Annotated in this window: 16 protein-coding genes; 6 read left to right on the top strand and 10 right to left on the bottom strand. The window is 67.9% G+C overall.

The features are described from left to right. Positions 1-65 precede the first annotated feature (65 nt). A complete protein-coding gene (locus J2X20_RS10725; RefSeq protein ID WP_310264253.1) occupies positions 66-782 on the top strand; it encodes a pirin family protein in 717 nt (238 codons plus the stop codon). On the opposite strand, the gene J2X20_RS10720 is transcribed toward J2X20_RS10725, so the two are convergent. The 5 genes from J2X20_RS10720 to J2X20_RS10700 all read right to left on the bottom strand — a co-directional run bounded on the left by J2X20_RS10720 (position 779) and on the right by J2X20_RS10700 (position 4,742). After that, positions 779-1,450: a YoaK family protein gene (locus J2X20_RS10720; RefSeq protein WP_310264251.1), complete on the bottom strand. Its 672-nt coding sequence runs from the start codon at positions 1,448-1,450 to the stop codon at positions 779-781. The genes J2X20_RS10725 and J2X20_RS10720 overlap by 4 nt on opposite strands. Continuing rightward, positions 1,447-1,809 carry a DoxX family membrane protein gene (locus tag J2X20_RS10715; RefSeq protein ID WP_310264248.1) on the bottom strand — a complete coding sequence of 121 codons (363 nt, stop codon included), beginning with the start codon at positions 1,807-1,809 and terminating at the stop codon, positions 1,447-1,449. Before J2X20_RS10715 ends, J2X20_RS10720 begins: the two co-directional genes overlap by 4 nt. Before the next feature lie 68 nt (positions 1,810-1,877). Next, a complete protein-coding gene (locus tag J2X20_RS10710) occupies positions 1,878-3,755 on the bottom strand; it encodes an amidohydrolase (protein WP_310264247.1) in 1,878 nt (625 codons plus the stop codon). After that, positions 3,756-4,022, bottom strand: a complete 267-nt coding sequence (locus J2X20_RS10705) for a XapX domain-containing protein (RefSeq protein ID WP_310264245.1) — start codon at positions 4,020-4,022, stop codon at positions 3,756-3,758. It abuts the gene before it with no gap. Between the two features lie 24 nt (positions 4,023-4,046). Beyond that, positions 4,047-4,742: a hydrolase gene (locus J2X20_RS10700; RefSeq protein ID WP_310264243.1), complete on the bottom strand. Its 696-nt coding sequence runs from the start codon at positions 4,740-4,742 to the stop codon at positions 4,047-4,049. Positions 4,743-4,872: 130 nt separating this feature from the next. On the opposite strand from J2X20_RS10700, the gene J2X20_RS10695 reads away from it, so the two are divergent. From J2X20_RS10695 to J2X20_RS10685, 3 genes are all read left to right on the top strand, one after another. Further along, complete coding sequence (locus tag J2X20_RS10695; RefSeq protein ID WP_310264241.1) at positions 4,873-5,802, top strand: LysR family transcriptional regulator; 930 nt, start codon at positions 4,873-4,875, stop codon at positions 5,800-5,802. A 171-nt stretch (positions 5,803-5,973) separates the two neighbouring features. After that, complete coding sequence (locus J2X20_RS10690) at positions 5,974-6,180, top strand: hypothetical protein (RefSeq protein WP_310264239.1); 207 nt, start codon at positions 5,974-5,976, stop codon at positions 6,178-6,180. A 784-nt stretch (positions 6,181-6,964) separates the two neighbouring features. Then, positions 6,965-8,212: an SGNH/GDSL hydrolase family protein gene (locus tag J2X20_RS10685; RefSeq protein WP_310264236.1), complete on the top strand. Its 1,248-nt coding sequence runs from the start codon at positions 6,965-6,967 to the stop codon at positions 8,210-8,212. Here J2X20_RS10685 and J2X20_RS10680 read toward each other — a convergent pair. Then, the gene (locus tag J2X20_RS10680; protein WP_310264234.1) at positions 8,199-8,909 is read right to left on the bottom strand and encodes a ribonuclease activity regulator RraA; all 711 of its coding nucleotides are present in this window, start codon (positions 8,907-8,909) and stop codon (positions 8,199-8,201) included. The genes J2X20_RS10685 and J2X20_RS10680 overlap by 14 nt on opposite strands. Before the next feature lie 159 nt (positions 8,910-9,068). Further along, on the bottom strand, positions 9,069-10,799 hold the full coding sequence (araD, locus tag J2X20_RS10675; protein WP_310264231.1) for an L-arabinonate dehydratase: 1,731 nt from the start codon (positions 10,797-10,799) through the stop codon (positions 9,069-9,071). Between araD and J2X20_RS10670 the strand changes: the two genes are divergently transcribed. After that, positions 10,789-11,121 (top strand): hypothetical protein, encoded by a 333-nt coding sequence (locus J2X20_RS10670; protein WP_310264228.1) that lies wholly within the window; start codon positions 10,789-10,791, stop codon positions 11,119-11,121. The two genes, araD and J2X20_RS10670, sit on opposite strands and share 11 nt — an antisense overlap. Positions 11,122-11,211: 90 nt before the next feature. Here J2X20_RS10670 and J2X20_RS10665 read toward each other — a convergent pair whose 3' ends face one another. Continuing rightward, positions 11,212-12,180: a hypothetical protein gene (locus J2X20_RS10665; RefSeq protein WP_310264226.1), complete on the bottom strand. Its 969-nt coding sequence runs from the start codon at positions 12,178-12,180 to the stop codon at positions 11,212-11,214. Positions 12,181-12,254: 74 nt separating this feature from the next. Between J2X20_RS10665 and J2X20_RS10660 the strand changes: the two genes are divergently transcribed. Next, the gene (locus J2X20_RS10660) at positions 12,255-12,428 is read left to right on the top strand and encodes a hypothetical protein (protein WP_310264224.1); all 174 of its coding nucleotides are present in this window, start codon (positions 12,255-12,257) and stop codon (positions 12,426-12,428) included. Positions 12,429-12,875: 447 nt separating this feature from the next. Here the strand turns inward: J2X20_RS10660 and J2X20_RS10655 are convergent, their stop codons facing one another. Then, positions 12,876-13,886, bottom strand: coding sequence for an aldose epimerase family protein (locus J2X20_RS10655; RefSeq protein WP_310264222.1), 1,011 nt, complete (start codon positions 13,884-13,886; stop codon positions 12,876-12,878). Further along, on the bottom strand, positions 13,883-15,502 hold the full coding sequence (locus J2X20_RS10650) for a glycoside hydrolase family 43 protein (protein ID WP_310264221.1): 1,620 nt from the start codon (positions 15,500-15,502) through the stop codon (positions 13,883-13,885). The genes J2X20_RS10655 and J2X20_RS10650 overlap by 4 nt, the downstream gene beginning before the upstream one ends. Positions 15,503-15,554 lie beyond the last annotated feature (52 nt).

Here is a 15,554-nt window from a genome sequence, read left to right as displayed (position 1 = left end):
TGGAGGGATCGAAGCAGGAGACCGTTCACGCTGCCCTGCTGAGCCACGGCAGTTATAACCAGGCCATGAGCGATGTGTTTCATGACCGGCAGGCGCGTGGCTGGACCCGGACCGGATGGCTGCAGGCGCACCATACGTTCTCCTTCGGCTCGTTCAACGACCCGACGCGGATGGGTTTCCGTGCGCTTCGGGTGATCAATGAAGACATCGTTGCAGGCGGCTCAGGCTTCGCCGAGCACGCCCACGACCACTTCGAGATCCTGACGTTCATGCTGTCGGGTGCGCTTGAGCACAAAGACTCTGCGGGCAATGAGGGCAGGCTTCGCGCAGCCGACGTCCAACTCATCAGCTCGGGCACCGGGATCAAGCATTCCGAGCGAAACCCGGCACCTCAGCAGCCGACGCACCTGTTCCAGATCTGGCTGCACGGCAACGCCGACGATCGTCCGCCGCGCTACCAATTGCTGCAGGGCGCGCTGCGCACCACCGACGGCCCCCGCCTGATTGCCAGCCCGATGGAGCAGCCTGGGACGTTGCAGTTGCGGGCGCCCGTAAGCATCTGGGCCGCATCGGGCAAGCCGGGTGAAAGCTGCTCCCACGAAGTCACCGCCGGCAGGTTTGCGTGGCTGCAGGTGCTCGAGGGCATCCTGGTGGTGGAGGTCGACGGCGAGCCGCAGCCGATGGAGTTGCGCGGAGGCGATGCCCTTCAGCTGGAGACGGTGACCAAGCTGACCGCCTCACCCGCCACCGAAGCCACGTGGTTGTGGTTCGACCTGCCCTAGACGTTCGGCACGGCCAACGCGGCCGCGATGAGCAGCGCCACGGCCAGCCACAAGCAATCGAAGCCGACCCAGGCGTAACCCGCCGCCCCAAGGGCCGACCCGACCGCAAAGGCCAGGATGGCGGGCCACGCGTTGTAGATCCGCGTGCGCACGGCCGCATCGGCGCGGCCGCTGGCCAGGCTCAACAGGTCGATGGCGGTCTGCGTCACGTTCCCCGTCATCACCGTCGTCTGCACCGGACCGGCCAGGCTGGTCCGCATCAGCGCGTTCTGCACGCCCATGGCGGCGATGAGGGTGAAGCCGAGTGACATGGTCACCATGTCGTCAGGCCGGCCAGGCGCGGGCAGACGCCATGCGGCGAGGGCGGCGGCGGCGATGAACAACGCCTCGATGCCGAGCAGCCAGGCCGTCGCGGGCTTGCCGCGCCGCTGCAGCACGAACTCCGCCTGGGCGGTCAGCAGCACACTGACCAGAAAGACGGGCAGCGCCAGCAGCTTGGTGAGGATCTGGTCGTGGTGGCTGACGAGCTCGGCGCCGATGAGCACGAAGTTGCCGGTCACGTGCGCCGTGAACAAGCCGAACAGGCCGATGAAGCCGCAGGTGTCCACGTAGGCCGCGGCCAGCGCCAGCAGTGCGGCCCGGCGCCGGTGGGTGGGCGTCGGCGTCATGTGATGTCCTCCCGGTAGCTGATGACGCCGGCAAAGACCAGTGCTCCAACCAGCGCCATGTGCTCCCAGAAGCCGTTGAAGGCATGCGCCCGCTCTGCTCCCGCCGGCAACTGCCACCAGGTGTGGGCGAGGAAGGTGGCGGCCAGCGTGAAGCCGGCCAGCGCGAGGGCCGCGAGCCAGGCGCCGTGCCGCCCCGAGAGCAGCCAGGCGCTGGCGCCGAGCTGCAACCCGATGACGCCAGCGGCGACGAGCACCAGCAGCGGTCCTGGGTTCAGGCCCGTCAGCGCCCCCACCTCGGCCTGGGTGCCGGCCCAGTCGAACAGCTTGAGGACGCCGCTGATGAGGTAGGGCGCAAGCAAGGCAAGCAGTGCAGCGCGTTGCAGTGTGCGAACCGGGCGGGACGAAGAAGTGGAAAGTGCTGCCATGGTCAGAACGCCCAGCAGGCGCAGCCCAGCGCCCCCCAGAAGCTGCGGTCGTCGGCCGGCACGCTGGACGTGTAGGCGCGATCGTGGCCATGGCCATGCACGCCGCAGGGCAAGGCGCAGCAGCTGGCCAGGTTTCGGGTCGACGCCCCCGAGGGCCGGGTGAAGAGGCCCGCGGCCGGGTTGCGATGCCAGTGGCCGCCAAAGCGGTTGACGGGCGACCAGTCCGGCGATGCGGGCGGCAAAGGCGGTGCCTCGCCGGAGAAGTCCCCGCTGCCGTGCACGACGCGACCGTCCATGACGGTCAGCTCGGCGTAGAGATCGCCGATCTCGTCCTCGGGCACGCTGAAGTAGTCGCGGCTCAGCAGCGCGAAATCGGCGAGCTGCCCCGGTGTGATCTGGCCCTTGCGGCCTTCGTCATGGCTGAACCAGGTGTTCCCGCTGGTCCACAGGCGCAGCGCGGTGTGGCGGTCCAGCAGGTTGGCCTCACCGTACATGCGCATGCCACCCACCGTCTTGCCGGTGACCAGCCATGCCAGGCTGGTCCAGGGGTTGTAGGAAGCCACGCGGGTGGCGTCGGTGCCGGCGCCCACCGGCAAGCCGGCGTCCAGCATGCGGCGCACCGGCGGCGTGGCGCGCGCGGCCTCGGCGCCATAGCGGGCGACGAAATACTCGCCCTGGAAGGCCATGCGGTGCTGCACGGCGATGCCGCCGCCCAGCGCCTTGATGCGGTCGATGGAGCGCGGGCTGACGGTCTCGGCATGGTCGAACCACCAGTGCAGACCCGCGAACGGGATGTCGCGGTTCACCTTCTCGAACACGTCCAGAGCACGGCTGATGGTCTCCTCGTAGGTGGCGTGCATGCGGAAGGGCCAGCGCTTTTGCACCAGCAGCCGCACGACGGCTTCCAGGTCGGGTTCCATGCCGGGCGACATCTCGGGGCGCGGCTCGCGGAAGTCCTCGAAGTCGGCGCCGCTGAAGACCAGCATCTCGCCGGCGCCGTTGTGGCGGTACATCTCGCTGCCCGCCAGCGGGGCGAGCATGTCGCTCCAGCGCAGGAAATCGGACAGCTCCGCGCCCTTGTTCTGCGTGAAGAGGTTGTAGGCAATGCGAATCGTCAGCTCGTCGTCGCGAGCGAGCCTGTCGATGATCTGATAGTCCTCGGGGTAGTTCTGGAAACCGCCGCCGGCATCGATGACGCTGGTGACGCCCAGCCGGTTGAGCTCGCGCATGAAGAGCCGCGTGCTGTTGATCTGGTCGGCCGGGTCGAGCTTCGGTCCCCTGGCCAGCGCCGAGTAGAGGATGACCGCGTTGGGGCGGGCCAGCAGCAAGCCGGTCGGTCGGCCGGCACTGTCGCGCTGGATCTCGCCGCCCGGCGGGTTGGGCGTGTCCTTGTCATAGCCCACCGCGCGCAGCGCCGCGGCGTTGAGCAAGGCGCGGTCGTAGAGGTGCAGTATGAAGACCGGCGTGTGCGGCGCGACGGCGTTCAGTTCGTCGAGCGTCGGCAGGCGCTTCTCGGCGAACTGGTGCTCGCTGAAGCCCCCGACCACGCGCACCCATTGCGGTGCCGGCGTGCGCTCGACCTGCTCCTTCAGCATGGCCATCGCATCGGCCAGCGTGGGCACGCCCTCCCAGCGCAGTTCGAGGTTGAAGTTGAGGCCGCCGCGGATCAGGTGGATGTGGCTGTCGATGAGCCCAGGGATGATGCGCTTGCCGCGGGCGTCGATGACACGCGTGCTGGCGCCGCGCATGGCCATGATGTCCGCGTCTGCGCCCACGGCCACGAAGCGGCCGCCGCGCACCGCCAGGGCTTCAGCCTGAGGCCGCTGTCGGTCCAGGGTTTCGATGCGCGCGTTCAGCACGATGAGGTCGGCGGCTTCCATTCAGCTCTCCTTGGGGGCGGGGGCGGCCGGCGCCTGAGGCATGGCCACGCCGGTGATCTTGGGGGTGCATTCGCTGTGCAACCAGGCGAGCGTGACCGGCTCACCGGCCCAGGCCCGCTTCGCCAGGGGCACCATTTGCTCGCCCACCAGCATGCCGAGCAAGCCCAGCAGTGCGATGGCGGGCGGCGCCGGCGAGCGCACCTGCAGCAGCGCGTAGATGACGCCCACGAGCAGGCCGGCGCCAAGGGACAGGAGGTAGACCTTCATGGCTGATGCTCCGGACGTTCGGGCTTATCTGCCGGCCGGCTGGGCGGCGAGCACCGGGCCGTGGCTGACGCGCTCCGGAGCCTTGTGGACCATGGTGTAGGCATAGTCGACGCCCATGCCATAGGCGCCGCTGTGCTCGCGCACGATGCCGATGGTCGCGTCATAAGTGTCCTTGCGAGCCCAGTCGCGCTGCCATTCCAGCAGCACCTGCTGCCAGGTGACGGGCACCACGCCGGCCTGCACCATGCGCTGCATGGCGTAGTCATGCGCATCCTTGCTCGTGCCGCCGCTGGCGTCGGCCACCATGTAGATCTCGTAGTCGGTGTCGTTCATGGCCGAAAGGGCAAAGCTCAGATTGCAGACCTCGGTCCACAGACCCGACACGACGATCTTCTTGCGGCCCTGGCCGGCATGGCGTGCCAGCGCGTCGCGCACCTTCTGGTCATCCCAGGAGTTCATGGACGTGCGCTCCAGCAACGGCGCCTCAGGGAAGACGGCAAGCAGCTCGGGGTAGGTCGGGCCCGAGAAGCCCAGCGTCTCGACCGTCGTGATCGTCGTCGGGATGCCGAAGGCCCTGCCGGCCTTGGCCAGGCCGACGACGTTGTTCTTCAGCGTCTGGCGGTCGATCGACTGCACGCCGAAGGCCATCTGCGGTTGTTGGTCGATGAAGATCAGCTGCGAATTCTGCGGGGTCAGGACTTCCAGTTTCGGGTGGCTCATGATGGTTTCCTTGGCGGGTGGGTGGGGGACGCTGCGGGGCGTCTGGGATCGCATTCTTCGCAGGCAACACCCCGCCGAGAAGCCAGTTCAGCGGCAACCCGTTGTCTCCAGTACGAAGACAATCCTCGACATGGATCGCATCAGCCACCTCCGCGTATTCGTCGAGGCCGCGCGCCTGGGCAGCTTCTCGGCAGCCGCCCGCAAGCTCGATCTGACGCGCGACCAGGTCTCCAAGCAGATCGCTGCACTCGAATCGGAAGTCGGCGCGTCCTTGTTCGCGCGCAGCACCCGCAGCATCACGCTGAGCAGCGCCGGCGAGGCTTTGATCGGCCGTGCCGAGGCCATCGTGACGATGATCGACGAGGCCCTGGGAGAACTGCGCGGGCTCAGCGGCGCACCGCGCGGATCGCTGCGTGTCAATGCACCGATGAGCTTTGGCCAGCGCTACCTCGCGCCACTGGTGGCGGGTTTCTATGCCGCTTACCCCGAGGTGCAGCTGCGAATCGACCTGGACGACCGCTTCGCCGACCCGGCCAAGACCGGCGCGGACGTTACGCTGAGAATTGCCCAGCTGCCTGAGCAGCTGGACCTGGTCGCGCGGCCCATCGCCATTGCGCCGCGCTGGGTGATCGCCTCACCGGCTCATCTGGCTGCTGCTGGTGAGCCAACACACCCGGACCAGCTGTCACGGCTGGCCTGCCTGCAATACGGTGAGGCCGGAGCCGCCTTGCCCTGGCAATTCCGCCCGGCCGACATGGAGTCGGCCATCAAGGTCCTCAGCGTGACGACGCGAGGGCCGCTGTGCTCCAACAATGGCGACGTGTTGCTGCGCGCCGCCATCGATGGCCTCGGCTTCACGGTGCTGCCGGCCTTCATGGTGCAGGATGACATCGCCGCCGGCCGCCTGCGCCATGTGCTGCAGGACTGGCTGGTAACGCCGGACATCGGCGTCTTCGCCCTTTACGCCAGCAGCGCGCGCTCCTCGCCGGCGGTTCGCGCCTTCGTGGAATTTTTCGGTCCACGGTTGGCAGAAGCGTTGGTTGTGAAGCGCAGCCCCTGACGGGCTCGCATTGTTGGTCGGGTCACGCGCACGACGGGCGCGACGAGGAAGGCCGCGATGGCCGGCGTCAGCTCACAAGCTGTATCAATCTCGTCGGTCAACCATGCCGGCGTGACAGCGTTCAAGGAAGACCGACGGCGATGCCATCGGCCCCATGACGGAAGCAAGACCATGACCACGCTGACCCTCACCTTCAACGGCCCCTCGAACCAGGCCCGCAAGGCACTCGGAGGCCTGCTGCAGCGCTACCGCTCGGCCTATTTCGTGGAGCGCAGCAGCAATGAATATGCCGTGACGGCCGACGATGTCACCGCCGCGGAACTCGCCAGACAACCCCTGTGGTCGGCCCAGCTGGCGCCGATGCAAGTGCGGCGTTGAGCCGCGCCGAAGATGCAAGCCGGGAGTTCTTGACAGCTGCTGTAGGTGAGCTGCCTACAACGGAAGATTTGTCAATATGCACCTCGGGCACGCGCGGAAAAAATGCGTGAACTAAGCGGCACTCGACGCGCGTCTGTTAATCGATGGTGCTGACGTCCGAGGGGGCATTTCGTACGATTTCTTCAGGACGTTAGCAAAGTCGCTGAAGTGGACAATGTCTTGTTGTGGCGGGTCATCTATACCCGCCGAGTCACCTTGCAGAGTGACAGTTTCTGCTCAGGCCCCTGGCATCCGAGCAAGTCGTACATCGAGCAGCTGGCCACGCACCTCAGCAAGACGACGCCGGTCGGGGTGCAGAGCAATCGGCAGGCCTCCAATGGGGCCTGCACCTGGTTGTCGCAGGACTGACCCGCTAGCCCTTGGCGGGCACGGGCCGGAGCAGCCAGTCCAGGTCCGAAGGCCGTGAGGCCATCAGGGGCTCCAGCAGGGGCTGCTCGGAGCGGGTCGCACGGCGCGTCATCAGCAAGACTGACAGCAGCTTGTCGGGCTCCAGCGCAGGCTCGGCCGCGAGCCCGAGGGTGGCACAGCTTCTTGTCGGTGACCGTTCGCAGCGGCCGGCAGCGTGCAGAAGTTCATCGCCGGGGAACCGATGAAGCCCGCGACAAAGCGGTTGGCCGGCCTGTCGTAGAGCTCGGCCGGGCTGCTCTGCTCGATTGCCATCTCGCGGGGCCTGGGCTGGGGATCGCCCCGATGACAGGAGCAATGGTCGCGCTACCATTTTTGGATGAGCAAATCCTTGATGGCGGGCCTGCTGGCCGTGGCCCTGGTGCTGGCGGGTTGCGCCAGCGCGCCGCCTGGCAATGGCCCCTGGTTGGCGGCCTGGGGCAGTGCGCAGCTGGAGCAGGCGCCGGTCGCTAACGCCGCAACCATATGGCGCCAGCCCATGCGCGACGTCAGCCTGCGCCAGATCGTGCGCATGGACGCGACGGGCCCCGTGCTGCGCGTGCGCATCAGCAATCTCTTTGGCGCCGAGCCGCTGACGCTAAGCGCCGTCAGCGTGGCCCTTGTGGATGGGATGACGGTGAACGCCGCCAGCCTGCGCTCGCTGAGCTTTGGCGGCCTGCGCGGCGTTGTCGTCCCTGCGCGCGCCGAGATCTGGAGCGATGCCCTCGAATTGACCGTGCCGCGCCAGGCCGACATCGCCGTGCAGATGCATGTGCAGGCCGGCCCGACTATGGCCACCGTGCATCCCGGCTCGCGCATCCGCAGCTGGGCCGTGGACGGCAACCGCGTCGGCCTGGCCGACTGGCCCGAGGCGGTGGCCCAGGAGGGCTGGTGGCATCTGGCTGCCGTCGACGTGCGCGCCGCCAAGCCGCTGCCCGTCCTCGTCGCGACGGGCGACTCCATCACCGATGGCTATGGCGTGCCATCAGGCAGTTACCAGCGCTGGACGGACATGCTGTCGCGCCGCTTGGATGCTCAAGGCCGAGAAGCATCGGTCGTCAACACCGGCATCGGCGGCGGCCGCCTGCTGCGTGACGGCCTGGGCCCCAACCTCGTGTCGCGCTTTGACCGCGACGTGCTGGAACGCAGCGGCGTCACGCATGCCGTGGTGCTGATCGGCGTCAATGATTTCGGCGTCAGCCATCGCGGCAAGCCGACCACGCCCGAGTCGCGTGCAGCTCTGCTGGCCGAACTGAAGGCCGGGTTCGCGGACCTGGCGCAACGTGCCAGGGCGCGAGGCGTCTGCCTGATCGCCTCGACCGTCATGCCCTACTCGGGCAGCGGCTACTACGCGCCCCAGGCCGAGAACGAGGCCGACCGCCAGGCGCTGAATGCCTGGCTGCGCGAGCCCGGCCGTTTCGACGCGCTGGTGGACTTCGATGCGCTGATGCGCGACCCGGCGCGTCCTGCTTTCCTGCGCGCCGAGGTCGACAACGACGGTCTGCACCCCTCGCTGGCCGGCTATCGCGCGATGGCCGAGGCCTTTCCGGTCGAGGTGCTGGAACGCCGTTGCGTCAACGCCCCTTGAGCTGCCGCCACGCCGCGAAGTCCGCGGCCACGTCGGCATCGGTCGGTGGGTACAGGCCCAGCACGCTGCGGCCGCCCATGACCTTGTCCTGCACATAGTCCTCGAAGACCGTCATCTCGACGGCCTCGTTGGCGATCTCGTCGGCCAGATGGGCCGGGATGACGATGACGCCCTCGGCGTCGCCAACGACCACATCGCCGGGGAAGACCGGCGCGTCGCCGCAGCCGATGGGCTCGTTGATGGCGATGGCCTGGTGCAGGGTCAGGTTGGTCGGCGCGCTGGGGCGCGAGTGGTAGGCCGGGAAGGGGTATTTGGCGATGTCAGGGCTGTCGCGAAAGCCGCCGTCGGTGACGACGCCGGCCACGCCACGCACCATCAGCCTCGCGACGAGGATGCCGCCGGCCGAGGCCGCGCGCGCGTCCTTGCGGCTGTCGATGACGAGGACGGCGCCCTCGGGGCATTCCTCGACCGCCTTGCGCTGCGGGTGGGCACGGTCCTTGAACACGCCGATGTCGTTCAGATCCTCGCGCGCCGGGATATAGCGCAGCGTGTAGGCCGGGCCGACCATATGGGGCAGGCCGGGGTTCAGCGGCCTGACGTCCTGGATGAACTGACCGCGCAGGCCGCGCTTGAACAAGGCGGTGCACAGCGTCGCGGTGCTGACGCCCATCAGCTTTCTGCGGGTGTCGGGATTCATGGTTTGCATATCGGTTCTCCATCGCAGCAGACGGGTATTTGCGGGCCGAGCGACGGGCCGCTCCCTAGCCGGCCCGCCCTGGCGATGTGCTTGCGGCTCGACGCCGCAAGCATCGCCGTCCCCTCGGGGGACCGGCCAAGGTAATCCTTGGACGAGGGGCTAATAAATCACCGGCTCGGGCACCGGGGCGCCGAACTGGGTTTCAAGGAAGTCGAAGTCACAGCCTTCGTGGGCCTGCAGGATATGGCGGCCGAACATCCATCCATAGCCACGCTCGTAGCGTGGGGGCGGGGGCGTCCAGGCGGCGCGGCGCGCGGCCAATTCCTCGTCGCTGACCTCGAGATGGATGCGGCGGGCCGGCACGTCGACGGTGATGCGGTCACCGGTCTTCACCAGCGCCAATGGCCCGCCGATGAAGGCCTCGGGGCTGCAGTGCAGCAGGCAGCCGCCATAGCTGGTGCCGCTCATGCGCGCGTCCGACAGGCGCAGCATGTCGGTCACGCCAGCTTTCAGCAGCTTGGTCGGGATGGGCAGCATGCCCCACTCCGGCATGCCGGCGCCCTTGGGGCCGGCGTTGCGCAGCACCAGGATGTCGTCGCCGGTCACTTCCAGGTCCGGGTCTTCGACCGCGGCCTTCAGGCTGGGATAGTCGTCGAACACCAGCGCGCGGCCGGTGTGCTGCAGAAGATGCGGTGCGACGGCGCTCGGCTTGATGACGACGCCGTCCGGCGCGAGATTGCCGCGCAGCACGGCGAGTGCCCCTTCGGCGTAGATGGGGTTGTCCAGCGGCCGGATCACGTCGGCGTTGAAGACTTGCGAGCCCTCGATGTTTTCGCCCAGCGTGAGGCCGTTGATGGTCTGCGCGCTCAGGTCCAGCTTGTCGCGCATGACGTTCATCAGCGCCGGCAGGCCACCCGCGTAGAAGAAGTCTTCCATCAGATAGGCATCGCCGCTGGGCCGGATGTTGGCGATGACGCCGACGTGGCGGCTGGCCGCATCGAAGTCGTCCAGCGTGATGGCCAGACCCGCGCGGCGGCTGATGGCGACGAGGTGGATGATGGCGTTGGTACTGCAGCCCATGGCCATGGCGACGGCGATGGCATTGGCAAAGCTGCCCGCACTCAGCATCTTCGCGGGCGTCAGGTCGTCCCACACCATCTGCACGATGCGCCGGCCGCATTCGGCCGACATGCGGATGTGGTTGGCGTCCGGCGCCGGGATGCTGCTGGCGCCCGGCAGCGTGAAGCCCAGGGCCTCGGCAATGCCCATCATGGTGGCGGCCGTGCCCATGGTCATGCAGGTGCCGTGGCTGCGCGCGATGCCGGCTTCCATTTCGGCCCAGGCCTGGTCGCTCAAGCGACCGGCGCGGCGTTCATCCCAGTATTTGAAGGCGTCGCTGCCCGAGCCCAGCACCTGGCCGCGCCAGTTGCCGCGCAGCATGGGGCCGGCCGGCAGATAGATGCAGGGCAGGCCCATGCTGATGGCGCCCATCAAGAGGCCCGGCGTGGTCTTGTCGCAGCCGCCCATCAACACGGCGCCGTCCACCGGGTGGCTGCGCAGCAGTTCCTCGGTCTCCATGGCGAGGAAGTTGCGATAAAGCATGGAGGTCGGCTTGACCATGCTCTCGCTCAAGGAGATGGCCGGCAGCTCCAGCGGCCAGCCGCCGGCCTGCAGGATGCCGCGCCTGACGTCCTCCACCCGCTGCTTGAAGTGGGTGTGGCATTGGTTGGCATCGCTCCAGGTGTTGATGATGGCGATGACCGGCTTGCCGATGAAATCCTCGGCGGCATAACCCATCTGCAGCACGCGGCTGCGGTGGCCGAAGGAACGGAAGTCGTCCTTGGCGAACCAGCGGGCGCTGCGCAGGTCTTCAAGCTTCTTGATCGTCATCCTGGCCTCGGATCAGCAAGCCCGACGCATCGATGCGCATGCGCTCGGCGGTATCAACCGGGCAGCTCGGGCCGAAGAGACCGGCGCAGCTGCGGCTCTGGACTGGGCTGCCATGCTGGCGCTGGGATTCATGGGCGGTCATCACAACGGTTTGAATGGGAGCGCTATCATAATTGCGGTAGCATCCCGGGCGCTCAGCGTTTTCACCAGAATGATGCGCGCCGCACCGGCCTTGACCATGCGCGGCGTGCACCGCTCATGTGCTGCCGGGTGGCCGCGGCTTGCGCTGCCTGCCGGTGGCTGCTCAACACCTGCTGCCTGACCGGCTGACGGAGCAACTCGTGCTGCGCGAACGCGTCGCGCCGGAGCTGATGCTTGCGCCGCCGCGACCGGGATGGTTGCCTGGGCGGCCTCAGTGGGGAAGCAGAGCAGGTTTGGCCAGGTAGGCCTGGAACAGGCGCGCGAACTGTCCGCCATCCGTTGTGATGTTTGCCGAGGTGCTCCCGCCGCCGCTGAACACGATCGCGAACACGCCGATGGCGGTGTACTCGGTCGGGTGCGTGAGCATGTACTGGACATGGTTGTCCCGGAAGTGTCCCGGGCTGCCGCCGGGGGTCGCCGAGGGCACGCCCATCGGCGTCTGCCAGTACAGGATGGGCAGCTTGCCAAGCGCGTTTCGCACGGCGCTCCACTCACCCATGTTCTGACGGAAATTGGGTGTCGCCACATTGGTTTCATCCCAGTAGAACGGCCCGCCGCCGCGCCCTGTGCACTCGGCTGGCGGCGCGGCGACCTCAAAGCAACCGGCATCGCGGTCGGTCGTCTGCGCGACGATGAAATCGGCCTTGTGCGCCCCGACCTTCAGCATGAAGTCGCCGACGGTGGTGGCATCGCGGCCCCAGAAGGAGGGCGGGAACCCGATCTTGGCCATGGGGGCATAGGTTCGCCCGAGCGCCAACAGGCATCCCGCGAGTCCCGCGACGTTGTCCGGCTGGCTGGCGCACTCGGTCACCATGCTGACCCGCGCCGGCTGTTTCGTCGGGTCGCCGCCGGGAGCGCCTGCCAGCACGAAACCCCAGAAGTCCGGCTCCAGATTGACCAGCGTGGGCAGGCCCGTTGCACCGATCTTCTGGTACATCAGCTTGACCTGTGCCCAGTAGCTGGCCATGAAGGCCGCGTCATTGACGGCGCCGAGATTCCCTTCGCCTCTGGAGGCCATCTGATAGAGCGTGAACATGGGCACCGCGCCGATGGCCTTGACGTTCGCGGAGACATAGCTCACGTAGGCCCCGTCGGGGCTGTTCCAGTAAGGCCATGAGCCGTTTCCCACGCCTACAAGGTAGGTGTCGATGATGTCGGGCGGAATCTGCTGGCTCTTCATGTCCGCGATCGAGTTGCCTGCGCCCAGACCGCCCAGAAGCCGATTCGGCATGCCAAGGGCTGCGTTGATCGACGATGCAGGTGCAGGTGCAGGTGCAGGTGCAGGTGCAGGTGCTGGTGCTGGTGCTGGTGCTGGTGCAGGTGCAGGTGCTGGTGCTGGTGCTGGTGCTGGTGCAGGCGTGGGCGTGGGCGTGGGCGCAGGCACTGGTGCGGGCGCGGGCGCGGGCGCGGGTGCGGGTGCGGGTGTAGGCGTAGGCGTAGGCACCGGTGCAGGTGCAGGTGCAGGTGCAGGTGCAGGTGCAGGTGCAGGCACCGGTGCGGGTGCGGGTGCGGGTGCGGACGGCGCTTCGGGGGTAGTCGATGACGACCCGCCTCCGCCGCAGGCGGCGAGGCCTGCACTGAGGAGGGCAACCGCGACAAGGCGGGCATGGGATGCGATGTTCAGTGCCGGTGACATTTTTTCCTTCGGAATGGGTGGCCGTCGTTCGCTGCGTCGCGCGACTGCGGGCAGCAAACGGTCGGGCCTGAACGCGGTCGGCGGGCGGTGCGCTGTCCGTTCAAGCCGTGCAGCGCGGTTCGCAATCCATCGCAAAACGCGGGCCCGTTCCTTGCGGTAACAAACTCTCGTTACACCTACGACGCAGGGCGGCCTGGCCTCTCGGTGAAGGCCGGCGAGCTGCTGCTGCCAGCCGACCTCTAGCGCGCGTCGAACTCCAGCCGCATCCAGCGCGACAGGGGCTGGCCCGGCCTCACGATGCAGCCCTGCTCGCGCCACGCTTGGTGGTTGGGTGCATCGGGAAAGAACTGTGGCTCCAGCGCGATGCCGGCATGGCGCTTGAACGCCCGGCCGTCCCGGCCGCGCGAGTTCTGCACGAAGTTGCCGCTGCAGACCTGCAGGCCGGGGTAGTCGGTGAAGAGGCGCATCGCCAGGCGCTCGTCGGTCGACGTCAGCTCTGCTGCGGCCAGTTCACCGCACGCAGCGGCGGCGTCCAGCACAAAGCAGTGGTCATAGCCGTGTCCGAAACGCTGCTGCTCGCCCTGACCCAGTCCATCGCCGATGCGGCGAGCCTGGCGCAGATCGAAAGGCGTAGCGTCGACCGATGCGACCTTGCCGGTGGGAATCATGTCCGGCCTCACAGGCAGCATCCGGCTGGCGGCGACATGCAGGCGGTGTGCCAACACCGGTGCCGTGCCGCCGTCGAGATTGAAATACGGATGGCTGGTCAGGCTGATGGGGCAGGGCGCCGTTGTGCAGGCGCCGAAGCGCAGCGTGACAGCTTTGCGCACCGGGTCGATGCGGTACTCGACGTCGACGCCGGCCGCACCCGGATAGCCCTGGTCGCCGTCCGGCGAATGCAGGGCCAGGCGCAGATGCAGAGGGCCCTGGTCGACGAGGTCCCATGTTCGCCGGTCAAAGCCCTCGGGGCCGCCATGCAGCTGGTTGGCGCCCTCGTTGGCGACCAATCGATGCTGCTGGCCATCCAGCGTGAAAGCCGCGCCGCCGATGCGGTTGGCATAGCGGCCGACGACGGCGCCGAAGAAGCCCGGCTCGCGGGCATGGTCGGCCAGCGTCGCATGGCCGAGGATGGCCTCGCGCACGCTGCGGTCGGGCATGGGCACGAGGCAGGACAGCCAGCGTGCGCCGTAGTTGCTGACTGCTATCTGCAGGCCGCCGGCCGTGCCGAGTCGGTAGACCTCGGCCTTCATTTCGGCAGGTAGTCGAAGCGTTCGAAATCGGCCGTGCGCGCGCCCCCGCTGGTGTCGAAGGCCAGCATGCCGACGAAGGCACCGGTGAAGCTGCCATGCTCGCCGCGGCCACCTTCATCGGAGATGACGCTGGCGTCCAGCACCGGGCCGATGGGCCGCCAGCCCAGGCCCCAGTCGGCGAAGAACTGCAGGGCCACGCCGTGGACGTCGGCGGCCAGGCGCACCGGGCCGATGTCGGGCAGCTTGATGGCTTCGGCCAGCGGGAACTCCAGCCGGTTGTCCGGCCAGTCGCCAGGGCAGGACAGGATGCTGAGCACGCGGCCGATGCCGTCCTGCCAGGTCACGACCAGGGCGTGGAATTTGTGGCGGTTGTAGTAGTGGGTGAGGCCGGCGGCCTGCTGGTAGGTGTCGGGTGCGAAGCTGGCCAAGGTGGTCTCGGCGCGAAAGCTCGCGTCCTCCTGGCGACGCGCCACCAGACTTTGCTCGAACCAGCTGCCCACCGACTCGCGGCCCGTCAGGCGCAAGGCGCCGCCGGTCAGCTGGAACAGCCGGTCAGGCTCGGGCGTGCGCAGCCACTGGAATTCGGGCGGCAGGGCCGGGCAGTCGACAAAGCTGCGGCGGATGGGCTTGCGTGGCTCGGGCTCGACGCCGGCGACCGGCGCTGGCACCTCCACGGCCGGCACCATGCCGCCGTGCTCGAGGTAGAGCCAGTCGTCTTCGCCCCAGATGCATTTCTGGATCGCCGTCTCGCGGCCGCGCGGCGAACGCAGCGTGCCGGGCAGCGGGCGGCCGCAGAGATGGGCGAGATAGGTGCTGCCCCCGCCTTTGCCATCATCCAGCTCGACCACCTGGCCATGGCCGGCGCGCTGCAGCGGCGCCTCGGGGGCGTCCTTGCTGCTGACGACATGCTGGTGCGGGTGGGTCTCGTAAGGCCCGTGCAGCTCTCGCGAGCGCGCCATCGTTACCGCATGGCCGTAGCCCGTGCCGCCTTCGGCCGTGACCAGGTAGTACCAGCCCTTGCGCTTGAAGAGATGCGGCCCCTCGACGAGGCCCAGCGACGTGCCCTTGTAGATGTTGGTGACGGGGCCGACGAGCTTGCCGCTGGCGGCATCCCATTCCTGCAGCAGGATGCCGTCGAAGGCCGGTGCCTTGGGGCTACCGCCGATGGAGCCGGTACGGTGGTTCCAGAGCATGTTGAGGAACCACTTGCGGCCGTCGCTGTCATGGAAGAGCGAGGGGTCGAAGCCCGATGAGTTCACATAGACAGGGTCGCTCCACGGCCCGTCGATGCTGGGCGCTGTGACGATGTAGTTGTGCGCGTCCTTGAAGTTGCCCTCGAAGCGCTTGACGTCGGTGTAGACCAGCCAGAACTGGCCGTCGGCGTAGGACAGGCAGGGCGCCCAGACGCCGCAGGAGTCGGGGTTGCCGCGCAGGTCGAGCTGGCTCCTGCGGTTCAGCGGCCGGCCCACCAGCGCCCAGTTGACCAGGTCGCGCGAGTGGTGGATCTGCACGCCCGGATACCACTCGAAGGTCGAGGTGGCGATGTAGAAGTCGTCACCGACGCGGCAGAACGACGGGTCCGGATTGAAGCCGGGCAGCACGGGGTTGCGGATCATGGATCGGGCTCGAATCAGCTGGCGGCATTGAAAAGGTTACGCTACCATGAAT

It is taken from the genome of Roseateles saccharophilus, from assembly GCF_031458095.1.
GTDB lineage: Bacteria > Pseudomonadota > Gammaproteobacteria > Burkholderiales > Burkholderiaceae_C > Pelomonas > Pelomonas saccharophila_A.
Note: the sequence above shows the minus strand (reverse complement) of the source record. Positions and strands in the feature narration are given on the sequence as shown.